This window comes from Asticcacaulis excentricus, assembly GCF_003966695.1.
Taxonomy (GTDB): Bacteria; Pseudomonadota; Alphaproteobacteria; order Caulobacterales; family Caulobacteraceae; genus Asticcacaulis; species Asticcacaulis excentricus_A.
Genome location: NZ_AP018827.1, coordinates 1,703,257 through 1,724,698, shown reverse-complemented (window position 1 = coordinate 1,724,698; position 21,442 = coordinate 1,703,257). Strand labels below are relative to the sequence as shown.

Sequence of the window (21,442 nt, the reverse complement as noted above, 5' to 3'; positions counted from 1 at the left end):
CGCCGTCTCCGGCGGGTTTTTCTGTGTCTGGCTTATTGTGCGTCGGCCGGAGCCTCAGCCGATGCCGCCGGAGCCGCTTTTGCAGAGGCAGGGCTGGCCGCTGTTGCCGGTGCCGCCGCTGCCTCAGCGGGCTGGGCCGGAGCGGCACCCGCTGCGGCCGGGGCAGCGCCCGGCTGACGCGAGGGATCGGGGGCGGGGATCGGATAGCCGGTCGAACCCTTGGAATGCAGGTAGGCGATCAGGGCGATGCGTTCTTCCGGCTTCTTGATACCGGCAAAGCCCATCTTGGTGCCCTTGACCCACTTCGCCGGGTTGCCGAGGAAATGATAGAGCTCATCATAGGTCCAGGTCGGCGCTTCGGCGGCGTGCGCCTTCATGCCGTCGGAATAGGCAAAGCCCGCATGGCCGGCCGTCGCGCGACCCACTACGCCCCACAGGCCCGGACCGGTCATATTGGCATTGGCCGGATCGACATTGTGGCACGAGACGCACTTGCCGAAGGCCTTTTCACCGGCGGCCAGATCGGCGGTCGGCAACACCGTGCCCCAATCCGGATCAAGCTCAACAGCGGCCGCGCCACCACCCGCTTCGGCTTCGGCCACTTCGACGGCGTAGCCCGGTTTGGCTGGCGGTTCTGTGTGGTAAAGGGCATCGACGCCCACGCGCGCCACAACAATAACCAGCGCCGCCGTGAGGCCCGCCGCCATGATCTTGTTAAACTGAAGATTACCGCTCATGCCGCCTCTGACGTCCCGACTCTATATCCCAGCGTTCAGCCGCCTATTTGACCGGACGATCCCCTCGGGGTCAATGCCGGGTAGCGGCTCTTTATCTCTGTTCTCTGACACGAAAAGGCCTCATTGCGCAAGCCGCCTTTCGCGCGGCAAAGCGTCCTCAGGGCTTCTGTGTCAAATCGTCGCAGAACCGCGAAAGCCGCCTGCGCACCTGTTTGCCTCTAAGCCAAATCGCGCCCTATTTCCAGCGCTAGATAGAAATGACTGTGAGGTGAGGGGACATTTCGCTCTAATTTCTTGTTTCACCGCCTGTATTTCCAAAACCTACCTTTCGCTTTAGGCATAGAGCTTTGCGCCGAAACCCTTGAAAAACGGCGGAAAGACAGGCACAGACGGCGCTTTCTGTTGTTCAGGGTCTCTCTGCCATGACCGCTTCCCAAAAGATCGCCTATCAGGGCGAACCCGGCGCCTTCAGCCATCAGGCCTGCCGCCGCTGGTTCCCTGACTATACGCCGACCGCTTTCCCGTCCTTTGAGGCGGCTTTTGCGGCGGTGGCGGCGGGCGAGTGCGCTCTGGGCATGATTCCGGTCGAAAACGCGCTGGCCGGGCGGGTGGCCGACGTGCACCACCTGTTGCCGCATTCAGGTCTGAAGATCATCGGTGAGCGCTTCCTGCCCATCGAAATGACCCTGATGGGGACGCCGGACGCCGAACTGTCGGATATCAAGGTGGCCTTTTCGCACACCATGGCCCTGATGCAGTGCCGCAACTCGCTGAATGCCCTGGGGATCCGCCCGGAAATCTATCACGATACCGCCGGTGCGGCCCGCCGCCTCAGCGAGACGCAGGAGCGTGACCGCGCCGCCATCGCGCCGGAAATCGCGGCGGAACTGTATGGCCTGAAAATCCTGCGTCGCAATCTGGAAGACGCCCACAACAACACCACGCGCTTTCTGGTCCTCAGCGCGCAGGCCGAGGTGTCCGACCCCGCAGAGGCCGAGCGTGTCCTGACCAGCTTTGTCTTCGGTGTGCGCAACATCCCGGCGGCGCTGTATAAGGCGTTGGGTGGTTTTGCCACCAACGGGATCAATATGATCCGGCTGGAAAGCTATATCCGCGACGGCATCTTTGCCTCGACCTTCTTCTATGCTGAGGTCGAAGGCCGCCCCAGCGACCGCCTGCTAAAACTGGCCTTTGAGGAACTGGCCTTTTTCGCCGAAGAGGTGGAGTTGCTGGGCGTCTATGCCATGGACCCCTTCCGCGCCTCGCAGGGGGTGTAATACCAAGGGTCATTGAAAATGACTCTTGGTATTCCATTCGAGAATTTCTCATGTCACTGACACATATGAGACATTCTCGTGTCTTCAACGGCCGGATGCGGTCAGCATCTTCGGCCGTTGGTATAATTAAGGCAGCGTCGTCCCTTCGCTGACGGCCTTGTACACCGCAGGCACGGTTTCCGGCACGATGGGGCCGGTGATCTTGTCGATCACCACGCCGTCCGCCCCGACGATGAAGGTCTCCGGCACGCCTGAAATCCCCAGATCGAGCCCCATCTGCCCGTCTTCGTCGGACAGTATGCGCGCGTAGGGGTTGCCGTGCTTTTCGATAAAGCTCAGCCCATTGATCGGGGTGTCTTTGTGGTCGATGCCGATAATGATGACGCCCTTGGCCTTCAGGTCCATCAGATAGGGGTGCTCGGCCAGACACGGCGTGCACCACGAGGCGAAGACATTGACCAGTACCGGCTTGCCCGACGCCCGCGCGATCGCCGGCAAGGAGGCCAGCGACCCGTCGTGCAGATCGGTCAGTAGGCGCGCCGGCAGCGGCTTGCCGACCAGCTCCGCCGGGGCGTAGTCGGTCTTTTTATGGAAATTGTACCAGCCGAGTATGGCCGCAAGCCCTACAAGCAGGACCAGAGGCGCGGCCAGCAGAAGGCGCTTCATGCGTCCTCCTTTTGCGCCTTTTCAGCCGCCAGAGTCTCTTGCAGCGCCTTGAGCTTCGCCGCGCGGTCACGATGCGCGCGCACGCTCAGCACGGTGAGGCTGAGCAGGGCCAGCGCCGTCACACCATAGCTGCCCCAGACGAAAAAGGCGTACTTGCCCATATCCAGATCCATTACACCCCTCCTTCGCGGAAGCCGAGACGCGCCCGCAGCCCGTTATATTTGCGGCTCAGGATTTCCGTGTCGATGCGGATCAGCCACAGCCACACGAACAGCGCCTTATAGGCCAGTGCCATCACCAGCAGCGGCCACAGCATGGACGGGGCGACGGTGGGGCCATCCGCGCGGAAAACCGAAGCCCCCTGATGCAGAGTGTTCCACCAATCGACCGAAAACTTGATGATGGGCAGGTTGATCAGGCCAATCAGCGCCAGAATGGCCGTCGATTTGGCCGCCCGCTGTTCGTCTTCGATCGAGGCGTGCAGGGCGATATAGCCGATATAGAAGAGGAACAGCACCAGCACCGAAGTCATGCGCCCGTCCCATTCCCACCACGTGCCCCACATGGGTTTGCCCCACAAGGAGCCGGTGATCAGGGCCAGAGCCGTGAACACTGCGCCTATGGGGGCGGCGGCCTTGGCAGCGGCATCGGCCAGGGCGTGACGGAAGATCAGGCCGAAGAAGCTGGCCACGCCCATGACAAGATAGGTAAACAGCGCCATCCACGCCGCCGGGACGTGGATATACATGATGCGCACCGTGTCGCCCTGCTGATAGTCTTCGGGCGAGACGAAGCAGAGGTAAAGCCCCCACGCAAACAGCACGAGGCTCAGCCCCGCCACCCACGGGCGCACGGGGGCAAACACCTTCGAGAAACGGTCCGGATTGGCCAGCCAGCTTATGATCATGGGTGTCTCACATAGGCGGTTTCACGAAGAGCGACAAGTCTGTCAATTTAACGCACTGCGCAGCGCAGCGCCCATGGCGATGGGGCCCAGCGCCAGCGCAAACAGACCGTAGGCGCAGAGAAGGCTAAGCGCCTGAAACACGGGCGCGCCGGTGACGAAGGCCTGCATCAGGCCCGCACCGAAAATGACCGGCGGCACATAGAAGGGCAGGACCAGCAGGGCGATCAGCACCCCGCCCTTGCGCGACCCCAGAGTCAGAGACGCCCCTGCCCCGCCGATCAGGGCAAAGCTGAACGAGCCGATCAGGGCCGCCACCAGCGCCCAACCAGCCAGGCCCACGGGCGCGCCCAGCAGGATCATCACCACCGGCGTCATCAGTGACAGGATCAGGCCGGTGCCCAGCCACTGCGCCAGACATTTGAGAAAGGCTACCCATTCGAGCGCCAGTGGCCCGGTGCGCAACAGGTCGAACACCCCGTCTTCGTAATCGCGCTCAAACAGCCGTTCCAGCGACAAAAGTGAGGCCAGCGCCAGACACAGCCAGGTCAGGCCGGGCGCGATCTTCGACAGGGTTTGCGCCTCCGGGCCTAGGCTGAGCGGCACCATGGCCATCAGAGTCAGGTAGAACCCGGCGGCCAGCACGGGTCCGCCACCGCGTGCCAGAGACAGGCCCAGATCGCGCTTCAACAGGGCAAGAGAAGGAGAGGGCGTTGTCATTTAAGGCCCCCCACCACCGCATCTCGCTGACCTGCGGTCATCTCGTGCGGTCCCCCTCCCCAGCAAGCTGGGGAGGTACAAGATATTCTGCTTCTGTCATACCTCCCCAGCTTGCTGGGGAGGGGGACCATGAGCGTAGCGAGTGGTGGTGGGGGCTTTAACTGTACCAGTCTACGCACCTTTAACTCACCCATAGACCGCCTCCATCGCCGGTGCTGTCAGTCGCAGTTCGCGCACCTCAAACGGCAGCGGATCGTGCACGGCGCAAACAATCAGCCCGCCCGCGCTCAGGTGCGCCTGCATCAGCTCGGCCAGCTTCGCCCGGTGTTCGGCATCGAGCGGCGACATCGGCTCATCGAGCAGCCAGACGGGGCGCTTGGCCAGGATCAGCCGCGCGCAGGACAGTCGCCGCTTCTGTCCCGCCGACAGCATCCGTGTTTCCAGCTCCAGTAGGGGCGACAGGTTCAGCCGCCGGATCGCCTCGGCCTGTCCCGCCGCCGTGCCTCCCAGAAAGGCGCGCTGAAAGTCCAGTTCCGCTCCAGCCAGACGCCCCGGCGACAGGGCTTCGGCGTGGCCAAGATAATGGGCCTGCGCCGCCATTGCCCCCTCCGGATCGACGCCATCCACATAGCGCACATGTCCGCCGTCCGGCCGGATAAATCCGGCCAGTGTACGCAGCAGCGTCGTCTTACCCACCCCATTGGCCCCGGTCAGGGCGACGCATTCCCCCGGTGCCACCGAAAACGACAGGTCATGGATCAGGTGACGATAGCCTTTTTTCAGGCTCAGCGCGTCCACCGCAAGAGAGAGGGCCATCAGGCGAAAACTTCCGAACAAATTCCCCACGGCGGGGGCTTCTTCATAGACGAGTAGCCGGAAGCGGTTTAGAAGGCAATTGACCGCGCCATCGGCCGGTAACCGTGCGACCCCGGACAGGACCCTGTGCGTCCGTCAGGGCGGAACGCGCGACGCCGGTTTTCAGGCCCATTGGGGGCCGCGATGTTCCCACCTTACGCGGTCGGAAGGAAAAGCGACCATGTCCCTCGACAGCTTTATTTCTAAGGCCGAACTCACCATCGGCGACCACACCTACACCTATTTTGACCTGAAGGCCGCCGAAGCCAACGGCCTGCCCAACATCTCGCGGCTGCCGGCCTCGCTGAAGGTGCTGCTGGAAAACCTGCTGCGCAACGAAGACGGCGTGTCGGTGACCAAGGCCGATATTCAGGCGCTGGCCAACTGGATCGACAATAAGGGCTCGGTCGAACACGAAATCGCCTTCCGCCCGGCGCGCGTCCTGATGCAGGACTTTACCGGCGTTCCGGCGGTGGTTGATCTGGCGGCCATGCGCGACGCCATGGTCAAGCTGGGCGCCGATCCGGCCAAGATCAATCCGCTCAACCCGGTGGACCTCGTCATCGACCACTCGGTCATGGTCGATTATTTCGGCACGGCGGATGCGGCCAAAAAGAATGTGGACCGCGAATACGAGCGCAATATGGAGCGCTATAACTTCCTGCGCTGGGGCTCGTCCGCCTTCAACAATTTCCGCGTCGTGCCGCCGGGCACCGGCATCTGCCATCAGGTCAATCTGGAATATCTGGCACAGACCGTGTGGACCAGCGTCGCGGCGGGCGGCGACGTCGCCTATCCGGACACGGTGGTCGGCACCGATTCCCACACCACCATGGTCAACGGCCTGAGCGTGCTTGGCTGGGGCGTCGGCGGCATCGAGGCCGAAGCCGCCATGCTGGGCCAGCCCATCCCCATGCTGATCCCCGAAGTGATCGGCTTCAAGCTGACCGGCAAGCTGCCGGAAGGGGCCACCGCCACCGACCTCGTCCTGACCATCACCCAGATGCTGCGCAAAAAGGGCGTGGTGGGTAAGTTCGTCGAATATTTCGGCGAAGGCCTGACCACCCTGTCGCTCGAAGATCAGGCGACCATTGCCAATATGGCCCCGGAATATGGCGCCACCTGCGGCTTCTTCCCGGTGTCGCAGGCCACCATCGACTACCTGACGGCCACCAACCGTGGGCCTGCCCGCGTCGCCCTGGTCGAAGCCTATGCCAAACAGCAAGGCCTGTGGCTCGATCCGGAAAACGATCCGGTCTTCACCGATACGCTGGAGCTTGACCTCGGTGGCGTGCTGCCGTCTTTGGCCGGTCCCAAGCGTCCGCAGGACCGCGTGCTGCTGACCGACGCGGCATCGGAATTTGCCAAGGCCCTGAGCGGTGAGTTCAACAAGGCGGGCGACGAAACCCGCTCGGCCGCCGTCGCCGGCACCGACTACAGCGTCAAGCACGGCGATGTGGTCATTGCCGCCATCACCTCGTGCACCAACACCTCCAACCCGTCGGTGCTGATCGCCGCCGGTCTGGTGGCGCGTAAGGCCAAGGCACTGGGCCTCAGCGTCAAGCCGTGGGTTAAGACCTCGCTGGCCCCCGGTTCTCAGGTCGTCACGGATTACCTCAATGCCGCAGGCCTGACCGCCGATCTCGATGCCCTGGGCTTCAACCTGACCGGCTATGGCTGCACCACCTGCATCGGCAATTCCGGCCCGCTGCCCGAAGCCATTTCGGCAGCCATCAACGAAGCCGATCTCGTCGCCTGCTCGGTCCTGTCGGGCAACCGCAATTTCGAAGGCCGCGTGAACCCCGACGTGCGCGCCAACTATCTGGCCTCGCCGCCGCTGGTCGTGGCTTACGCGCTGGCCGGGTCGCTGAACGTCAATCTGACGACCGATCCGCTGGGCACCGGCAGCAACGGTGAGCCGGTCTATCTCAAGGACATCTGGCCCACCAATGCCGAGATCGCCGAGATTCAGCGCGCCAACGTCACCCATGACAAGTTCAGCGCCCGCTATGCCGACGTCTTCAAGGGCGATGAACACTGGCAGGCCATCTCCGTTTCGGGCGGTCAGACCTATCAGTGGGACGCCACCTCGACCTACGTCGCCAACCCGCCCTATTTCGAGGGCATGACCATGACGCCGGAAAAGGTCACCGACATCGTCGAAGCCCGCGTGCTCGGCATCTTCGGCGACTCGATCACCACCGACCACATTTCGCCGGCCGGTTCGATCAAGAAGACCTCGCCCGCCGGTCAGTGGCTGACCAACCACGACGTGCCGGTATCGGAGTTCAACTCCTACGGCGCGCGTCGCGGCCACCACGAAGTCATGATGCGCGGCACCTTCGCCAATATCCGCATCCGCAACAAGATCACGCCGGACATCGAAGGCGGGGTGACCAAGCACTTCCCGTCGGGCGACGTCATGGCCATCTATGATGCCGCCATGCGCTACAAGGCCGAAGGCCGCAGCATGGTCATCTTCGCGGGTAAGGAATACGGCACCGGTTCCTCGCGCGACTGGGCGGCCAAGGGCACCAAGCTTCAGGGCGTGCGCGCCGTCATCGCCGAATCGTTCGAGCGCATCCACCGCTCCAACCTGGTCGGCATGGGCGTCCTGCCCTTGCAGTTCAAGATCGACGGCTGGCAAAAGCTGGGCCTGACGGGTGAGGAAATCGTCACCATTCGCGGCCTCGAAAACGTCCAGCCGCGTCAGGAACTGATCGTTGAGCTGTTCCGCGCCTCGGACGGCAAGGTGGCCCGTTTCCCGGTCCGCTGCCGCATCGACACCCCGACCGAGCTTGAATATTTCAAAAACGGCGGCGTCATGCCCTACGTGCTGCGCAATCTGGCCCGCGGCTAGGTTTGGTAAAGCAGGCAGGGGGCTTGCCCCCTGCACCCCGATTGAGGAGCTCCGTCGTCACCGGCGGGGTTCTTTGTCTTTTTATACCTCCCCACCTCTGGTGGGGAGGGGGACCGCACGAGCCGCCGAAGGCGGTGAGATGTGGTGGTGGGGTATCTTACTTTCTTCGGCATGTGGGCTGATAATTTACAGTAACCCCTCCGCCTGTAACCGCTGCTGCCACAGGTCTTTGCGGCGTTTCAGATCGTCCTTACGCGCCATGTCGGAATAGTCCTCCGGCACGCGATCCAGCGCCTCATAGCGAAACTCTGTCTCGCCATGCGCGTTCCACGCGGCTTGCAGGCTGGCGTGGCAATGACTGCCCAGTCGCAACGCAAACCACAGGCCGTTCTGCTGCGCCTCCAGATTGCGGCTGGCCCCCACCCACGTCTCGCCCGTGGCGTTGCAGATCACCGCATAGACTCCGCTCACCGCCTTGCGTTCCTTATAGGCCGCGATGGCCGCCTTCTTTTCATGGCTGTCCATGATCTTCTCCTTTGACAGCGGCGCTGATAGCGCATATTTTTATCCGGGTAAAATAAATTCTGAGAACCCGATGACGTCCGAACCCCTCTATGCCGTGTTTCAGGCCGCCCGCCGTCTGACCGTTGGCCCGCCCGCCGAAGCCGCACTGGCTGCCCACAAGGCCCTTGCGGCGCAGCCCGACGCCCCCGTTATCATCCTTGATCGTGCCACGGGTCAGGTGATCGATCTCGACCTGCGCGGCGACGCAGCGGCCGTTCAGGCGCGCTATGCCCCCACACCTGAAACTGCGCCTGAAACCGTCAAACGCGGACGCCCAAAGCTGGGGGTCGTGCCGCGCGAAGTCACGCTTCTGCCGCGCCATTGGGAGTGGCTATCGCAGCAGCCGGGCGGCGCGTCAGTGACCTTGCGCAAGCTGATCGACGCGGCGCGCAAAGGCGGCCCGGACTCCAGGGCGCGCGTCAATACCGCCTATCGCGTCATGGTCACTCTGGCCGGAGATCGTGAAGGCTTCGAAGAGGCGTCGCGCGCCCTGTTTGCCGGAGATCACGCCGCACTTCGTCAGCGCCTTGCCGTCTGGCCCGCCGATATTGGGCAGGAGGTTCTGGCCTGTCTGGACGCCGACCCGCCCAGCGCCTGAGCCGTTCATCATGGCCAAAAGCGCCGTTCAGGGGTGAAAAACAAACTTCACCCATGCAAATTTCTGCGCCGTTTCACGTCCATTTTACCCCTGTGGCCTATGCAAGGCTTCGCGCCTGCGATATGCGCCAAACTAAGGACTCCATAAGTCCGTCCCCAGACCCTTTCCAAAGGTGTACCGATGCTTGAAGCCTATCGTGCCCATGTGGCCGAGCGCGCCGCGCTTGGCATTCCGCCCCTGCCGCTGACCGCGCAACAAACCGCCGAAGTGATCGAACTGATCAAGAACCCTCCGGCCGGCGAAGCGGAATTCCTCCTCGACCTGATCACCTATCGCGTGCCGCCGGGCGTCGATGATGCGGCCAAGGTCAAGGCCTCCTTCCTGTCGGCGGTGGCGCATGGCGACTTCCCGGTTGAACTGATCAGCCGCGAAAAGGCGACCGAGCTTCTGGGGACTATGGTTGGCGGTTATAACGTCAAGCCGCTGATAGACCTTCTGAGCGACGCCGTGGTTGGTAAGATCGCCGCCGAAGCGCTGAAAAAGACGCTTCTGATGTTCGACTTCTTCCACGACGTGGCGGAACTGGCCAAGGCCGGTAACGCCAACGCCAAGGATGTGATTCAGTCGTGGGCCGAAGCCGAATGGTTCACCTCGCGCCCCAAGGTCGCCGAAAAGATCACCGTCACCGTGTTCAAGGTCACGGGCGAAACCAATACGGACGATCTGTCGCCCGCGCCAGACGCCTGGTCGCGCCCGGACATCCCGCTGCACTATCTGGCCATGCTGAAGAACGCGCGCCCCGGCATCACGCCGGAAGAGGACGGCAAGCGCGGCCCGATCCAGTTCATCGAAGACCTGAAAGCCAAAGGCAACCTCGTCGCCTATGTCGGGGACGTCGTCGGCACCGGTTCGTCGCGTAAATCGGCGACCAATTCGGTCATCTGGGCCACGGGCGAAGACATCCCCTACGTGCCGAACAAGCGCTTTGGCGGCGTGACGCTGGGTGGCAAGATCGCCCCCATCTTCTTCAATACGCAGGAAGATTCCGGCGCCCTGCCTATCGAAGTCGATGTGTCGCAGATGGATATGGGCGATGTCATCGACATCTACCCCTATGAAGGCAAGGTCGAAAAGGCCGGTCAAAAGATCGCCGACTTCCAGCTCAAGTCGCACGTTATTCTGGACGAAGTGCAGGCCGGGGGCCGCATCAACCTGATCATTGGTCGCTCTCTGACCGCCAAGGCGCGTGAGTTTCTGGGCCTGCCGGCTTCGACCGCCTTCCGCCTGCCGGTCGCCCCGGTCGATTCGGGCAAGGGCTTCACGCTGGCGCAGAAGATGGTCGGCAAGGCCTGCGGTCTGGCCGAAGGGCAGGGCATCCGTCCGGGCACCTATTGCGAGCCCAAGATGACCACGGTCGGCTCTCAGGACACCACGGGCCCGATGACCCGCGACGAACTGAAAGACCTCGCCTGCCTCGGCTTCTCCGCCGATCTGGTCATGCAGTCCTTCTGCCACACGGCGGCCTATCCGAAGCCGGTCGATGTCAAGACGCACCGCGAACTGCCGGCCTTTATCTCCAACCGCGGCGGCGTGGCCCTGCGCCCGGGCGACGGGGTCATCCACTCGTGGCTGAACCGCCTGCTGCTGCCCGACACGGTTGGCACCGGCGGCGATTCGCACACCCGCTTCCCCATCGGTATTTCCTTCCCCGCCGGTTCGGGCCTTGTGGCCTTTGGTGCGGCGACGGGCGTCATGCCGCTCGACATGCCGGAATCCATCCTTGTCCGCTTCAAGGGCCAGCTTCAGCCGGGCATCACCCTGCGTGACCTCGTCCACGCCATCCCCTACTACGCCATCAAGCAGGGCCTGCTGACCGTCGCCAAGGCGGGTAAGGTCAACGCCTTCTCCGGCCGTATTCTCGAAATCGAGGGCCTGCCGGACCTGAAGGTCGAACAGGCGTTCGAACTGACCGACGCTTCGGCGGAACGGTCGGCGGCGGGCTGCACCGTGAAGCTCAACAAAGAGCCGATCATCGAGTACATGACCTCGAATATCGTGCTGATGAAGAACATGATCGCCGACGGCTATCAGGACGCCCGCACGCTGTCGCGCCGCATCAAGGCGATGGAAGACTGGCTGGCCAACCCGGTGCTGATGGAAGCCGATGCCGACGCCGAATACGCGGCGATCATCGACATCGACCTCAATGATATCAAAGAGCCGATCCTGTGCGCCCCGAACGATCCGGACGATGCGCGCCTGCTGTCCGACGTGCAGAATACGGCCATCGACGAAGTCTTCATCGGCTCGTGCATGACCAATATCGGCCACTTCCGCGCCGCCTCCCTGCTGCTCAACGGTAAGAAGGACATACCGACGCGCCTGTGGGTCGCCCCGCCGACCAAGATGGACGCCGCCGAACTGACCAAGGAAGGCCATTACAACGTGCTGGGCACCGCCGGGGCGCGTATGGAAATGCCGGGCTGTTCGCTGTGCATGGGCAATCAGGCGCAGGTGCGCGAAGGGGCGACCGTCGTTTCGACCTCGACGCGCAACTTCCCCAACCGTCTGGGCAAGAACACCAACGTCTTCCTGGCCTCGGCGGAACTGTCGGCCATTGCCTCGAAGCTGGGCCGCCTGCCCACCGTCGAGGAATACCTCTCCGACATGGGCGTCATCAATGCCAAGGGCGCGGAAGTCTATCGCTATATGAACTTCGACCAGATCGAAGAATATGCCGATGTGGCGTCTACGGTTGCGGCTGAGTAAGCCCGGTTAGATAGCGCAGGGGTCGCAGACCCCTGCACCCCCGATACAGGGAGCCTCGCTGGCAACAGCGGGGCTCTTCTTTTTTTACCTCCCTGCCAAAGGCAAATGTAGCAAAGCCCTCCGGACGGCACCGGAGGGCTTTGTAATCTATGGGGTGAAGGGGCCAGTTTAAGCAAACCCCAAAACCCTACAGCTTATAGGCCGCCTTGGGCAGGTTATAGGTCAGGTCCTTGATCGTTTCGGCCGCGTCTTCCAGTTCGAGGCGGTGTTCGACCACCAGACGCGCCAGGAAGTTGGCGTCGATGCGGCGGGCGACGTCGTGGCGCGCCGGGATCGACAGGAAGGCGCGCGTGTCGTCGTTGAAGCCGACTGTGTTGTAGAAGCCGGCGGTTTCGGTGACCTGTTCGCGGAAGCGCGTCATGCCTTCGGGCGAATCGTGGAACCACCACGACGGGCCGAGTTTCAGGATCGGATAGTGCCCGGCCAGCGGGGCCAGTTCGCGCGAATAGGAGGTCTCATCCAGCGTGAACAGGATGACCGTCAGGGTCTTTTCGTTACCGAAAGCGTCCAGCAGCGGCTTGAGATCATTGACGTAATCGGTGGCCAGCGGGATGTCGCAGCCCTTGTCACGCCCGAAGGTTTCAAAGATCGTCTGGTTGTGGTTGCGGAAGGAGCCGGGGTGAATCTGCATGGTCAGCCCGTCATCGAGGCTCATGCGCGCCATTTCGGTCAGCATCTGGGCGCGGAACAGCTCGGCATCGGCAGGGGTAAATTCCCCGACGATGATGCGGTTGAACAGGGCCTCGGACTCGCTGGCCGACAGATTGGCGGTCTTGGCCGTCGGGTGGCCGTGGTCGGTTGAGGTCGCGCCCATCTCCATAAAGAAATCACGGCGTTTGCGGTGCGCGGCCAGATAGCCCTTCCAGCTATAGACGTCTTCGCCGGAAAGCTCGGCAAACACTTTCAGCTTGTCACGGAAGTCCTCGTGTTCGGCATCAATGACCGGATCGGGACGGTAGGCGGTGACGACGCGGCCCTTCCAGCCGGACGCGCGAATTTTCTGATGGTGCTCCAGCGTGTCGGTCGGCGACTCGGTGGTGGCCAGAAGCTCGATATTGAAGCGTTCAAACAGGGCGCGCGGCTTATAGGCGTCAGACGCCAGAAGCTCACCGATGCGGTCGAAATACGCATCCGCCGTCGTCTCATCGAGGCGCTTGTCAAAGCCCATAATGTGGCCAAATACGTGGTTCATCCACATGGCGGTCGGCGTGCCGCGGAACAGATGCTGATTGGCGGCAAAGATCTTCCACGCCGTGCGCGGATCGGCGGTCGAAGGCCCGGCCTTGGACCCCACGCCCAGATCATTCAGATCATAGCCCTGCGAATAGAGCATCCGGTAGATATAGTGGTCCGGCGCCAGGAACAGCTCGGTCGCGCTGCCGAAATTGGCATTATCGGCGAACCATTGCGGGTCCGTATGACCGTGCGGCGACAGAATGGGGTAATCCTTGATCAGCGCATACAGCTCGCGGGCCACCGCGCGTTGCGCCGGGTCTGCCGAAAACAGACGGTCTTCGTTCAAAATCAAAGGCTTGGACATGTCACAGATACCGAAAAAAGCGAAACCGTGGACCGTTCTGTCTGAACTTTGTGGCGGTCTTCGGGTTCATGATCTCCCGCTGCAACAGGTAACCGGTGTCATGACATTTATCAACGTCTATTTTGGAGCGGAAGGATTTTCATAAAATCCTTCCGCTCAAGCCGCCATTGAGGCGGCGGCCAGGGCGGCGCAGCCGCCGCCCGGCGAGGAGCCAAACAAAAGCTGGATCATTATGTTTCCATGGAAACATAATGATCCAGACTCGTTCGCAGAAAGCTGTGTCTCAGGGCTTGAACGATGGGTCCGCCGGGCCGGTCGATTCCCGCACGATCAGGGCCGTATCGAAGACGGTGCTGTCCTTGCGGTTTTCTGCCAGCAGGGCATCGGCGGCCGCGCGGCCGATGTCGCGGATGGGGGCGCGCACGCTGGTCAGGCCGGGGGTGACGCGGGCGGCGATGGGGGCGTCGTCATAGCCGACCACGCTGAGGTCATCGGGCACGCTGAGGCCCAACTCGGCGGCGGCCTTATAGACACCGACCGCCATTTCGTCGTTGGAACTGAAAATGGCGGTCGGGCGCGGCGATTGCGACAGCAGCGCCTTACCGGCCGCGTAGCCCGACTCGAAGGTATATTCCCCCTGCACGATCAGGGCGCTATCGAGCGTCAGGCCGCGCGCCTCAAGCCCTTCATCGAAGCCCTGCCGGCGTTGACGCGCCGAGGCGTAACCTGCCGGGCCGGAAATGAAGCCGATGCGGCGGTGCCCCAGATCGGCCAGATGCTCCGCCGCCGCACGGCAGCCCATGCGGTCGCGCGACACCACCTGCGACGAGACGATAGGCGGCGTGTTTTCTTCGCCGGGCATGGCGGTGATTCGCACATAGGGCACATCAAGATCATCGAGCGCGGCCAGCAGTTGACGGTTTTCGGCGATGGGCGGCAGGACGATCACGCCAGACAGCCGCTGCAACTCCACGAATTCGCGGATTTCGTCGATAAAATCCGCGCTGTTCTTGTCGCACGGGTGGACCACCAGCTCGGTGCCCGACCCGCGAATGCAATCCAGCACACCGTTCTGGATATTGATGACGTACTGGGCGTTGGGGTTGTCATAGACGAGGCCTAGCAGGAAGGAGCGGCGAAAGGCCAGGCCGCGCGCCTGCGGGTCCGGCTTGAAACCGATGCGGGCGATGATGGCGTTGACCTGATCGCGCGTTTCGGCGCGCACCGATGGCGAATGGTTGATTACCCGCGACACCGTCTTCTTCGAGACGCGCGCCAGAGAGGCCACATCGTTGATCGTCGCCTTCTTGCGGCGCTTCAGGAAATCTTCGACGGGATCGGGGGCGCCTTCGGGAAGAGCGGTCGTGGTCATGTGTGGGTTTTGCTTCCGGCCTGAATTGCGAAACGGTCACATACAAAAGTCCGTTTCATCTGTTATATTTAGCGGTAAATGGCGGCTGCGGGCAAGCGCGCAGATTTTCCGTCCATAGCCCTGTTACGCCTCTTGCCTATCTACCGCGTTCAGAGGTATGACACCGGTTACCAACCGTCAACATAAAAAACAGCGTTCGCGATCTCGCCTCAGAGGGCGTCGGACGTCAGAAAGACAGCGATTATGCCCGACGACTCTTCCGCCTGCGCGGCCCTTGGCCCTAAGGACATCAAGGCCCCGGCTATGAAGCGCTATGTGCGCGTGCACGCTACCGATGATGTGGCGATTGCGGTCGAAGCGCTGAGCGCCGGGGAGGTGCTGGATTTTGGCGATGTGCAACTGTCGCTCGGAACCGACATCCCCAAAGGGCACAAGATCGCCCTGCGTGACATCGCCGTGGACGCGCCGGTGCTGAAATTCGGTTTCCGTATCGGGCACGCCATCGCGCCGATCAAGGCCGGTGAGCACGTCCATACGCACAATCTGGCCACCTCTCTGACGGGGGTCGAAGATTATGACTACGCGCCCGTGGCCGCCGAAGGGCCCGGTTCCCACCCTGATGCGCGTACCTTTATGGGCTATCGCCGCGCGGATGGCCGCGTCGGTATCCGCAATGAAATCTGGATATTGTGCACGGTCGGCTGCGTGGCGCGCACCTCTGAGCGGCTGGCCAAGGTGGCAAGCGAGCGCTTTAAGGGCCGCGTCGATGGCGTCTATGCCCTGACCCATCCGCTCGGTTGCTCGCAACTGGGCGACGACCTCAACCATACGCGCAAGCTGCTGGCGGCGCTGGCGGCGCACCCCAATGCCGGCGGCGTGCTGATCGTCGGTCTGGGTTGCGAAAACAATCAGCTCAGCGCCCTGATCGGTGAGATCGAAGGCCGCACGCCGGATCGCCTCAAATATTTCGCCGCCCAGATGGTCGAGGACGAGCACGAGGCGGGCCTTGAGGCGCTGGAAGAACTCGTGAAGGTGGTCGAAAAGGATCAGCGCGAGCTGTGCCACGTTTCGGACCTCGCCATCGGCGTCAAGTGCGGCGGCTCGGACGGTTTTTCGGGCCTGACCGCCAATCCGCTGGTCGGGCGTGTGGCCGACATCGTGGCGCTGGCGGGCGGTCAGTCGATCATGACCGAAATCCCGGAAGTTTTCGGGGCCGAACGCATCCTGATGGCCCGCGCCAGGGACGAAGGGGTGTTTCATCAGGTCGTCGATGTGGTCAACGACTTCAAACAATACTTCCTCGACAACAACCAGCCGGTGTTTGAAAACCCGTCGCCGGGCAACAAGGCCGGGGGCATCACCACGCTCGAAGAAAAGTCGCTGGGGGCCGTGCAAAAAGGCGGCCTCAGCCAGTTGACCGAGGTGCTGCGCTATGGCGAGCGCGCCACGCAGCCGGGGCTGTCGCTGCTCGAAGCGCCCGGCAATGACGCCGTGTCTTCGACGGCGCTGACGGCGGCCGGGGCCGTGATCGTGCTGTTCACCACGGGGCGCGGCACGCCGCTGGGCTTCCCTGCGCCGACGCTGAAAATCGCCTCCAATACCGCTCTGGCCGAAAAGAAGCCGCACTGGATCGACTTCAATGCCGGTCAGGCGCTGGAGGGCAAGACGCTGGACGAAACCGCCGATGACCTGATGGACCTCATCCTGCGCGTGGCGTCGGGTGAGCGCGCCAACAACGAAAAGAATGACGAGCGCGAAATCGCCATCTGGAAGAATGGCGTCACTTTGTAGGTATCATGGGGGAAACAGCGTTTCCCCTGCGCCCCCTCCCTTAATATCGAGAAAAATTCCTTGGGGCGGCCCCGCGGAATTTTTCACAGTTTAGCTGATTACATAGCCCGAAAGAAACCGCATGACCCGTCTGTCGCTTGCTACGCTCGACGTCCTGAAGTCCGATGTCATCAAACCCGCCTATGATCCGGCCAAGGTCTCGGTCGGGATCGTCCATTTCGGTCCCGGTGCCTTTCACCGCGCCCATCAGGCGGCCTTTGTCGATGCGCTGCTGGCCACAGACCCGCGCTGGGGCATCTGCGGTGTGTCGCTGCATTCCAAGGGTGTGCGCGATGCGCTGGCCCCGCAGGATGGCCTCTACACCCTGGCTATTCTCGACGAAAAGATCGAATATCAGATCCTCGGTTCGATGCGCGAAGTGCTGGTCGGGCCGGAGGACATCGAAGCCGTGCTGGAGCGCCTGACGCGCCCCGAAGTGCAGATCGTCACCTCGACGGTCACCGAAAAGGGCTATTGCCTCGATCCGAATTGGGAACTCGATTTCGCCCATCCGGACATTGTGCATGACCTCGCCTACCCGCAGACGCCGAAATCCTATATCGGTTATGTCGCCGAAGGCCTGCGCCGTCGCTATGCGGCGGGCTTGGCCCCCTTCGTGCTGATCCCCTGCGATAACCTGCCGAAGAATGGCCACCGCCTGAAGGCTGCCGTCGTGGCCTTTGTGGCGAAGACGGATGCGGCCCTGGCTTTGAGGATCGAAGCCGATCTGGCCTGCCCCTGCACCATGGTGGACTCCATCACCCCGGCCACTGACGACGCCCTGCGCGAGCGCGTCAAGGCGGCCATTGGTCTCGAAGACGCCTGGCCGATTCAGCGCGAAGCCTTCACCCAGTGGGTGATCGAGGAACACGCCCACGACGGCGGCCCGGACTGGGCCTCGGTCGGCGTCATCCTGACCGACAATGTCCCGGCCTATGAGCGCGCCAAGCTGCGCCTGCTCAATGGCCCGCACTCGACTCTGGCCTATACAGGCCTGCACAAGGGCATTGAGAGCGTGTCCGAAGCCATGAAAGATGCCGAACTGGCGCAACTGGCGCGTGACCTGATGCTGAGCGACGTGGTGCCGCTGCTGGAAGCGCCGAAGGGCCTTGACCTGAGCGCCTATTCCGAAGCGATTTTGAAACGCTTCCGCAATCCGGCCATCCGTCACCTCCTGTCGCAAATCGCCTGGGACGGCTCGCAAAAGCTGCCGATCCGTCTCTTGTCGTCCCTGTCCGAGGCGCTGGAAAAGGGTCAGGAGGTGAGCCGCTTTGGTGTGCCGCTGGCCGCGTGGATGCGCTTTATCCGCGCGAAGGCTGTGGCCGGTGAGACGATCACCGATCCGCTGGCCGATGAACTGATCGCTCTGGGCAAGGGGCTGAAAGACGAGCTGTCGGACGTGGCGACCTTCCTTGCCTATCGCAAGGTCTTCCCGGAAGCGCTGGCGAAGGACCCCCGTGTCATTGCCACCGTCGAAGCGGCCTATCAGACGCTTCTGTCGCGCGAACAGGTGGCCGCGTAGCAAGACCTATACCTCCCCAGTTTACTGGGGAGGGGGACCATTTGCGGAGCAAATGGTGGTGGTGGGTCTTACTAAGCTTCAAAGGATTTGGTGGGCGGGTATATCGTAAGCCGCCCCTATCACTTACTGCGCTCGCCCGTGCGGTGCCGCAGTGAGTTGCAGCGAGGTATGAAGATTGACCCCTCCTTTCCTCTCCTATACCGCTTGCCCTCCTGTAAAAAGGACAAGCCCATGCCGAACCCCTGCCCTGTTTTGCCCGTCGAAGCTCCTGTGCCCGACCATATAATCGCCTTGTCCGACGGCGCGCCCAATGCGCCGGAGGGGCAATGGCCGGATCGCGTGCATAAGCAGGTCACGCGCGCCGAACTGAGCGCATTTAAATCACCGACTCCGGCGCGGGCACGCGCCCTCGTCTATGGCGGCGGCGGCTATATCAATCTTGTGCACGACCGCGAAGGGGTGGAGGTCGCCCTGTGGCTCAATGCGCAGGGTGTCGACGCCTATGTGCTGACGCATCGTCAGCCGGGGCAGGCGGATGCGGATGGTGGCGTGTGGCCTTACGATATCGCCCTGACGGACGGGCTAAAGGCGCTCGATTATCTGGAAAGCTTGACGCCCCTGCCGCTGCTGCACGTGGGCCTGTCGTCGGGCGGGCATCTGGCCGGCGTCATGGCCTGTCAGGACCACGCGCAAAAGGCGAAGGGCGTGCTGATCGCCTACGCCCCAATCAATGCCAATCACCGCGACTATAAGGCCCCGGCGGGCAAGCCCGACTATCCGCCCGCCGAAAAGCAGGCCTTTTACGACGCCTGGCCCATCGGTATAGCCGGGGAACCGCACGGGATTCCGCACATGCCGGTGTTTCTGGCCTATGCCCTGCACGATCAGATCGTACCCGTCGATCACGCCCTGAATCTGATCAAGGCCATGCAGCAGACGGGTGGCGAGGTCGATGCCCACATCTTCCCGCAGGCCCCGCACGGCTTTGCGCTGCGCGACCTGAACGGCACGCACGATCAGTGGCCGTCGCTGGCGGCCCGCTGGATCGACAAGGTGCTGGGGTGATCAGAACAGCGACCACCGTCGATGTCGCCGCCCTGACGCGCATCTGGGAAGAGTCGGTGCGCGCCGCCTATGATTTCCTTGCTGAGGGCGATATCGACTTTTACCGCCCCTACCTGCTGGCCGGGCTGATGGACGGCGAGGTGTGGGTGGCCGAAGACGACGGTGCCCCCGCCGGCTTTTGCGTGCTGGCGGGTCAAAACACGCTGGCCATGCTGTTTGTCGATCCGGCGCAGCAACGGCGCGGTGTGGGTCGCGCCCTGATCGCCCATGCCCGCGTGCTGAAAGGCCCGCTGATCGTCGAGGTCAACGAACAGGTGACGGGCAATGTCACCTTCTATCAAAAGTGCGGATTTGCGGTGACCGGTCGTTCCGACACCGACGCGGCGGGCAATCCCTATCCGATTGTGTTTATGGCGCAGTGACTTTCAACGGCCGGATGCGGTCAGCCTCTTCGGCCGTTGGTATCCGTTAAGTGCCAGACTGGATAAACGGCACCTTTTCAAACAGCTTGCGTTCTTCGCCGCGCGGGTCATTGGCCATTTGTGGCGTCAGGTCCATCAGCATGGTCTGGCGCTCCGGCAGACTGTAGGGCGTCCAGTCGGGCAGGGCGGGGGTCTGCGGTGATCCGCTGCGCGCAAAGGCGATAAAGGCGTCGGAGAACAGGTCGGCCATGCGCCGGGCCTGCGGGCTGTCGGTCGAGATGGCCTCCGGTACGGCGGTGGTGCGGAAGACCAGCGGAATGTCGATCGTGTGTGGCGCGCCCAGCCGCCCGCCGTCTTTTGGCGTCTTCCAATCGACCTGATAGACAAAGGTTTGGGCCCCGGCCTTGGCGCGTTCTTCGGCCTCGATAATCGCCCCGCGCCAAGACCGCCCCGCCGTCGTTGCCGCGAAATAGACATCGGTTGGCGTCATCTGCGGATAGAGTTTGCGATAGGTGTCGATGACCCGCCACGGGTCGATATCGACGCGGTAATTGGGCGGCAGTTTTTCCGGTAAATCTTCCCAGGTCAGGTTCTGAAAGGCCGGATTAGTCCCCTGAAAACCGCGCGTTTCGTCGTGCGTATTGCCGATCATCATGGGGATGTGCCGCGATTGTGGCGCCGCGTCCGGATAGAAGGGGTGACGCAACAGAATGGCTTCATCAAGCACCGGGCCCATATAGACGCCGCCGGAGCCCAATACCGGATCGGTGACCTTCAGCGCCGCGACCAGTATCTCCCACGGCAGGGTCTGCACGGCCTTCAGCCCTTCGGCATCGGGTTTCAGCCCCAGCGCCCCAAGAAAGGCCTTCGCCCGCGCCGTAGCATTGCCGGGACCGGAGGCGGTCACCTGCTGACCGCTCATGGTCGCGGCCTTGTGGAACAGGCCTTCGGCCTGCGGCGTGGCCATCAGGGTGGCGATCTTGGCCCCACCACCGGACTGCCCAAACACCATGACATTGCCGGGATCGCCGCCAAAGGCCGCGATATTGTCGCGCACCCATTGCAGCGCCAGAATGAGGTCAAGCTGCCCACAATTCCCCGAAAAGGCCAGCGGGCCTGGCTGCCCCAAAATCAGTCGCTCCAGCCGCGCCAGATAGAGGTAGCCGAAGACGTTAAGCCGGTGATTGACGGTCACTACCACCACATCACCGCGCTGCGACAGGTTTGTGCCGTCGTAGAGCGGATCGGAGCCCGACCCATTGGCATAGGCCCCGCCGTGAAAATAGACCATTACCGGGCGCTTTTGCTGTGTTGAGGCCTCCGGTGTCCACACATTGAGGAACAGGCAGTCCTCACTCTTGCCATAGGTGTCGGGTGTGGATGGTTGCGGGCAGGCTGGACCATAGCGATCCGCCCTGACCGGTTTGATCCACGGCTGTGGTGGGCGCGGCGGCAGGAAGCGATAGGGTGGGGCGGTCGTTTCGCCATACCGCAGGCCGAGAAACACCGCCGTGCCCGCCCGGACCTGCCCGATCACGGGACCATTGGTGGTCTTGACCGTGACGGATTTGGGCTTAGGCGTTGCGGCTGATACCGGTGTCACGGCGGCGGACACGGTCAGGGCGGACAGGCCCTTAAGGGCATCACGGCGTTTCATGCGGGCATTTCCTGTGGGTTCTTA

General features: G+C 62.7%; 18 protein-coding genes. 8 read left to right on the top strand and 10 right to left on the bottom strand.

Features of this window, described 5'->3' with window-relative positions; all coding sequences use genetic code 11:
• Nucleotides 1–32 precede the first annotated feature (32 nt).
• Nucleotides 33–737, bottom strand: coding sequence for a c-type cytochrome (locus EM6_RS08030; protein WP_126421735.1), 705 nt, complete (start codon nt 735–737; stop codon nt 33–35).
• A gap of 422 nt (nt 738–1,159) precedes the next feature.
• Between EM6_RS08030 and EM6_RS08025 the strand changes: the two genes are divergently transcribed.
• On the top strand, nt 1,160–2,014 hold the full coding sequence (locus EM6_RS08025) for a prephenate dehydratase (protein ID WP_126421733.1): 855 nt from the start codon (nt 1,160–1,162) through the stop codon (nt 2,012–2,014).
• 126 nt (nt 2,015–2,140) lie between these two features.
• Here the strand turns inward: EM6_RS08025 and EM6_RS08020 are convergent, their stop codons facing one another.
• From EM6_RS08020 to ccmA, 5 genes are all read right to left on the bottom strand, one after another.
• Nucleotides 2,141–2,680 carry a DsbE family thiol:disulfide interchange protein gene (locus EM6_RS08020; RefSeq protein ID WP_126421731.1) on the bottom strand — a complete coding sequence of 180 codons (540 nt, stop codon included), beginning with the start codon at nt 2,678–2,680 and terminating at the stop codon, nt 2,141–2,143.
• Nucleotides 2,677–2,853 (bottom strand): heme exporter protein CcmD, encoded by a 177-nt coding sequence (gene ccmD, locus EM6_RS08015; RefSeq protein WP_126421729.1) that lies wholly within the window; start codon nt 2,851–2,853, stop codon nt 2,677–2,679. The genes EM6_RS08020 and ccmD overlap by 4 nt, the downstream gene beginning before the upstream one ends.
• Nucleotides 2,853–3,587, bottom strand: coding sequence for a heme ABC transporter permease (locus EM6_RS08010; protein WP_126421727.1), 735 nt, complete (start codon nt 3,585–3,587; stop codon nt 2,853–2,855). The genes ccmD and EM6_RS08010 overlap by 1 nt, the downstream gene beginning before the upstream one ends.
• Nucleotides 3,588–3,629: 42 nt before the next feature.
• Nucleotides 3,630–4,304, bottom strand: a complete 675-nt coding sequence (gene ccmB / locus EM6_RS08005) for a heme exporter protein CcmB (RefSeq protein ID WP_126421725.1) — start codon at nt 4,302–4,304, stop codon at nt 3,630–3,632.
• Nucleotides 4,305–4,490: 186 nt separating this feature from the next.
• The gene (gene ccmA, locus EM6_RS08000; protein WP_126421723.1) at nt 4,491–5,120 is read right to left on the bottom strand and encodes a heme ABC exporter ATP-binding protein CcmA; all 630 of its coding nucleotides are present in this window, start codon (nt 5,118–5,120) and stop codon (nt 4,491–4,493) included.
• A 220-nt stretch (nt 5,121–5,340) separates the two neighbouring features.
• Between ccmA and acnA the strand changes: the two genes are divergently transcribed.
• Nucleotides 5,341–8,019 (top strand): aconitate hydratase AcnA, encoded by a 2,679-nt coding sequence (gene acnA, locus EM6_RS07995; RefSeq protein ID WP_126421721.1) that lies wholly within the window; start codon nt 5,341–5,343, stop codon nt 8,017–8,019.
• A 186-nt stretch (nt 8,020–8,205) separates the two neighbouring features.
• Here acnA and EM6_RS07990 read toward each other — a convergent pair whose 3' ends face one another.
• A complete protein-coding gene (locus EM6_RS07990; protein ID WP_126421719.1) occupies nt 8,206–8,544 on the bottom strand; it encodes a GIY-YIG nuclease family protein in 339 nt (112 codons plus the stop codon).
• 70 nt (nt 8,545–8,614) lie between these two features.
• Between EM6_RS07990 and EM6_RS07985 the strand changes: the two genes are divergently transcribed.
• Both EM6_RS07985 and acnB read left to right on the top strand, forming a co-directional pair.
• Nucleotides 8,615–9,181: a DUF2239 family protein gene (locus EM6_RS07985; protein WP_126421717.1), complete on the top strand. Its 567-nt coding sequence runs from the start codon at nt 8,615–8,617 to the stop codon at nt 9,179–9,181.
• A 180-nt stretch (nt 9,182–9,361) separates the two neighbouring features.
• Nucleotides 9,362–11,950 (top strand): bifunctional aconitate hydratase 2/2-methylisocitrate dehydratase, encoded by a 2,589-nt coding sequence (acnB, locus tag EM6_RS07980; RefSeq protein WP_126421715.1) that lies wholly within the window; start codon nt 9,362–9,364, stop codon nt 11,948–11,950.
• 187 nt (nt 11,951–12,137) lie between these two features.
• On the opposite strand, the gene uxaC is transcribed toward acnB, so the two are convergent.
• Both uxaC and EM6_RS07970 read right to left on the bottom strand, forming a co-directional pair.
• Nucleotides 12,138–13,550, bottom strand: a complete 1,413-nt coding sequence (gene uxaC, locus EM6_RS07975; protein ID WP_126421713.1) for a glucuronate isomerase — start codon at nt 13,548–13,550, stop codon at nt 12,138–12,140.
• Nucleotides 13,551–13,833: 283 nt separating this feature from the next.
• On the bottom strand, nt 13,834–14,922 hold the full coding sequence (locus tag EM6_RS07970) for a LacI family DNA-binding transcriptional regulator (protein ID WP_126421711.1): 1,089 nt from the start codon (nt 14,920–14,922) through the stop codon (nt 13,834–13,836).
• A 303-nt stretch (nt 14,923–15,225) separates the two neighbouring features.
• Between EM6_RS07970 and EM6_RS07965 the strand changes: the two genes are divergently transcribed.
• The 4 genes from EM6_RS07965 (at nt 15,226) to EM6_RS07950 (ending at nt 19,761) form a co-directional block, all read left to right on the top strand.
• Nucleotides 15,226–16,713, top strand: a complete 1,488-nt coding sequence (locus EM6_RS07965; RefSeq protein ID WP_126422966.1) for a UxaA family hydrolase — start codon at nt 15,226–15,228, stop codon at nt 16,711–16,713.
• A gap of 121 nt (nt 16,714–16,834) precedes the next feature.
• A complete protein-coding gene (locus EM6_RS07960; RefSeq protein ID WP_126421709.1) occupies nt 16,835–18,274 on the top strand; it encodes a mannitol dehydrogenase family protein in 1,440 nt (479 codons plus the stop codon).
• Nucleotides 18,275–18,505: 231 nt separating this feature from the next.
• On the top strand, nt 18,506–19,339 hold the full coding sequence (locus EM6_RS07955; RefSeq protein ID WP_126421707.1) for an alpha/beta hydrolase family protein: 834 nt from the start codon (nt 18,506–18,508) through the stop codon (nt 19,337–19,339).
• Nucleotides 19,336–19,761, top strand: coding sequence for a GNAT family N-acetyltransferase (locus EM6_RS07950; RefSeq protein ID WP_126421705.1), 426 nt, complete (start codon nt 19,336–19,338; stop codon nt 19,759–19,761). Before EM6_RS07955 ends, EM6_RS07950 begins: the two co-directional genes overlap by 4 nt.
• 46 nt (nt 19,762–19,807) lie before the next feature.
• Here the strand turns inward: EM6_RS07950 and EM6_RS07945 are convergent, their stop codons facing one another.
• Nucleotides 19,808–21,418: a carboxylesterase/lipase family protein gene (locus EM6_RS07945; protein ID WP_126421703.1), complete on the bottom strand. Its 1,611-nt coding sequence runs from the start codon at nt 21,416–21,418 to the stop codon at nt 19,808–19,810.
• Between the last annotated feature and the right edge of the window lie 24 nt (nt 21,419–21,442).

Excerpts from the sequence above, each read along its gene's own strand:
- EM6_RS08030 (WP_126421735.1), bottom strand. The coding sequence starts at position 737 with ATGAGCGGTAATCTTCAGTTTAACAAGATCATGGCGGCGGGCCTCACG.
- EM6_RS08025 (WP_126421733.1), top strand. The coding sequence starts at position 1,160 with ATGACCGCTTCCCAAAAGATCGCCTATCAGGGCGAACCCGGCGCCTTC.
- EM6_RS08020 (WP_126421731.1), bottom strand. The coding sequence starts at position 2,680 with ATGAAGCGCCTTCTGCTGGCCGCGCCTCTGGTCCTGCTTGTAGGGCTT.
- ccmD (WP_126421729.1), bottom strand. The coding sequence starts at position 2,853 with ATGGATCTGGATATGGGCAAGTACGCCTTTTTCGTCTGGGGCAGCTAT.
- EM6_RS08010 (WP_126421727.1), bottom strand. The coding sequence starts at position 3,587 with ATGATCATAAGCTGGCTGGCCAATCCGGACCGTTTCTCGAAGGTGTTT.
- ccmB (WP_126421725.1), bottom strand. The coding sequence starts at position 4,304 with ATGACAACGCCCTCTCCTTCTCTTGCCCTGTTGAAGCGCGATCTGGGC.
- ccmA (WP_126421723.1), bottom strand. The coding sequence starts at position 5,120 with ATGGCCCTCTCTCTTGCGGTGGACGCGCTGAGCCTGAAAAAAGGCTAT.
- acnA (WP_126421721.1), top strand. The coding sequence starts at position 5,341 with ATGTCCCTCGACAGCTTTATTTCTAAGGCCGAACTCACCATCGGCGAC.
- EM6_RS07990 (WP_126421719.1), bottom strand. The coding sequence starts at position 8,544 with ATGGACAGCCATGAAAAGAAGGCGGCCATCGCGGCCTATAAGGAACGC.
- EM6_RS07985 (WP_126421717.1), top strand. The coding sequence starts at position 8,615 with ATGACGTCCGAACCCCTCTATGCCGTGTTTCAGGCCGCCCGCCGTCTG.
- acnB (WP_126421715.1), top strand. The coding sequence starts at position 9,362 with ATGCTTGAAGCCTATCGTGCCCATGTGGCCGAGCGCGCCGCGCTTGGC.
- uxaC (WP_126421713.1), bottom strand. The coding sequence starts at position 13,550 with ATGTCCAAGCCTTTGATTTTGAACGAAGACCGTCTGTTTTCGGCAGAC.
- EM6_RS07970 (WP_126421711.1), bottom strand. The coding sequence starts at position 14,922 with ATGACCACGACCGCTCTTCCCGAAGGCGCCCCCGATCCCGTCGAAGAT.
- EM6_RS07965 (WP_126422966.1), top strand. The coding sequence starts at position 15,226 with ATGAAGCGCTATGTGCGCGTGCACGCTACCGATGATGTGGCGATTGCG.
- EM6_RS07960 (WP_126421709.1), top strand. The coding sequence starts at position 16,835 with ATGACCCGTCTGTCGCTTGCTACGCTCGACGTCCTGAAGTCCGATGTC.
- EM6_RS07955 (WP_126421707.1), top strand. The coding sequence starts at position 18,506 with ATGCCGAACCCCTGCCCTGTTTTGCCCGTCGAAGCTCCTGTGCCCGAC.
- EM6_RS07945 (WP_126421703.1), bottom strand. The coding sequence starts at position 21,418 with ATGAAACGCCGTGATGCCCTTAAGGGCCTGTCCGCCCTGACCGTGTCC.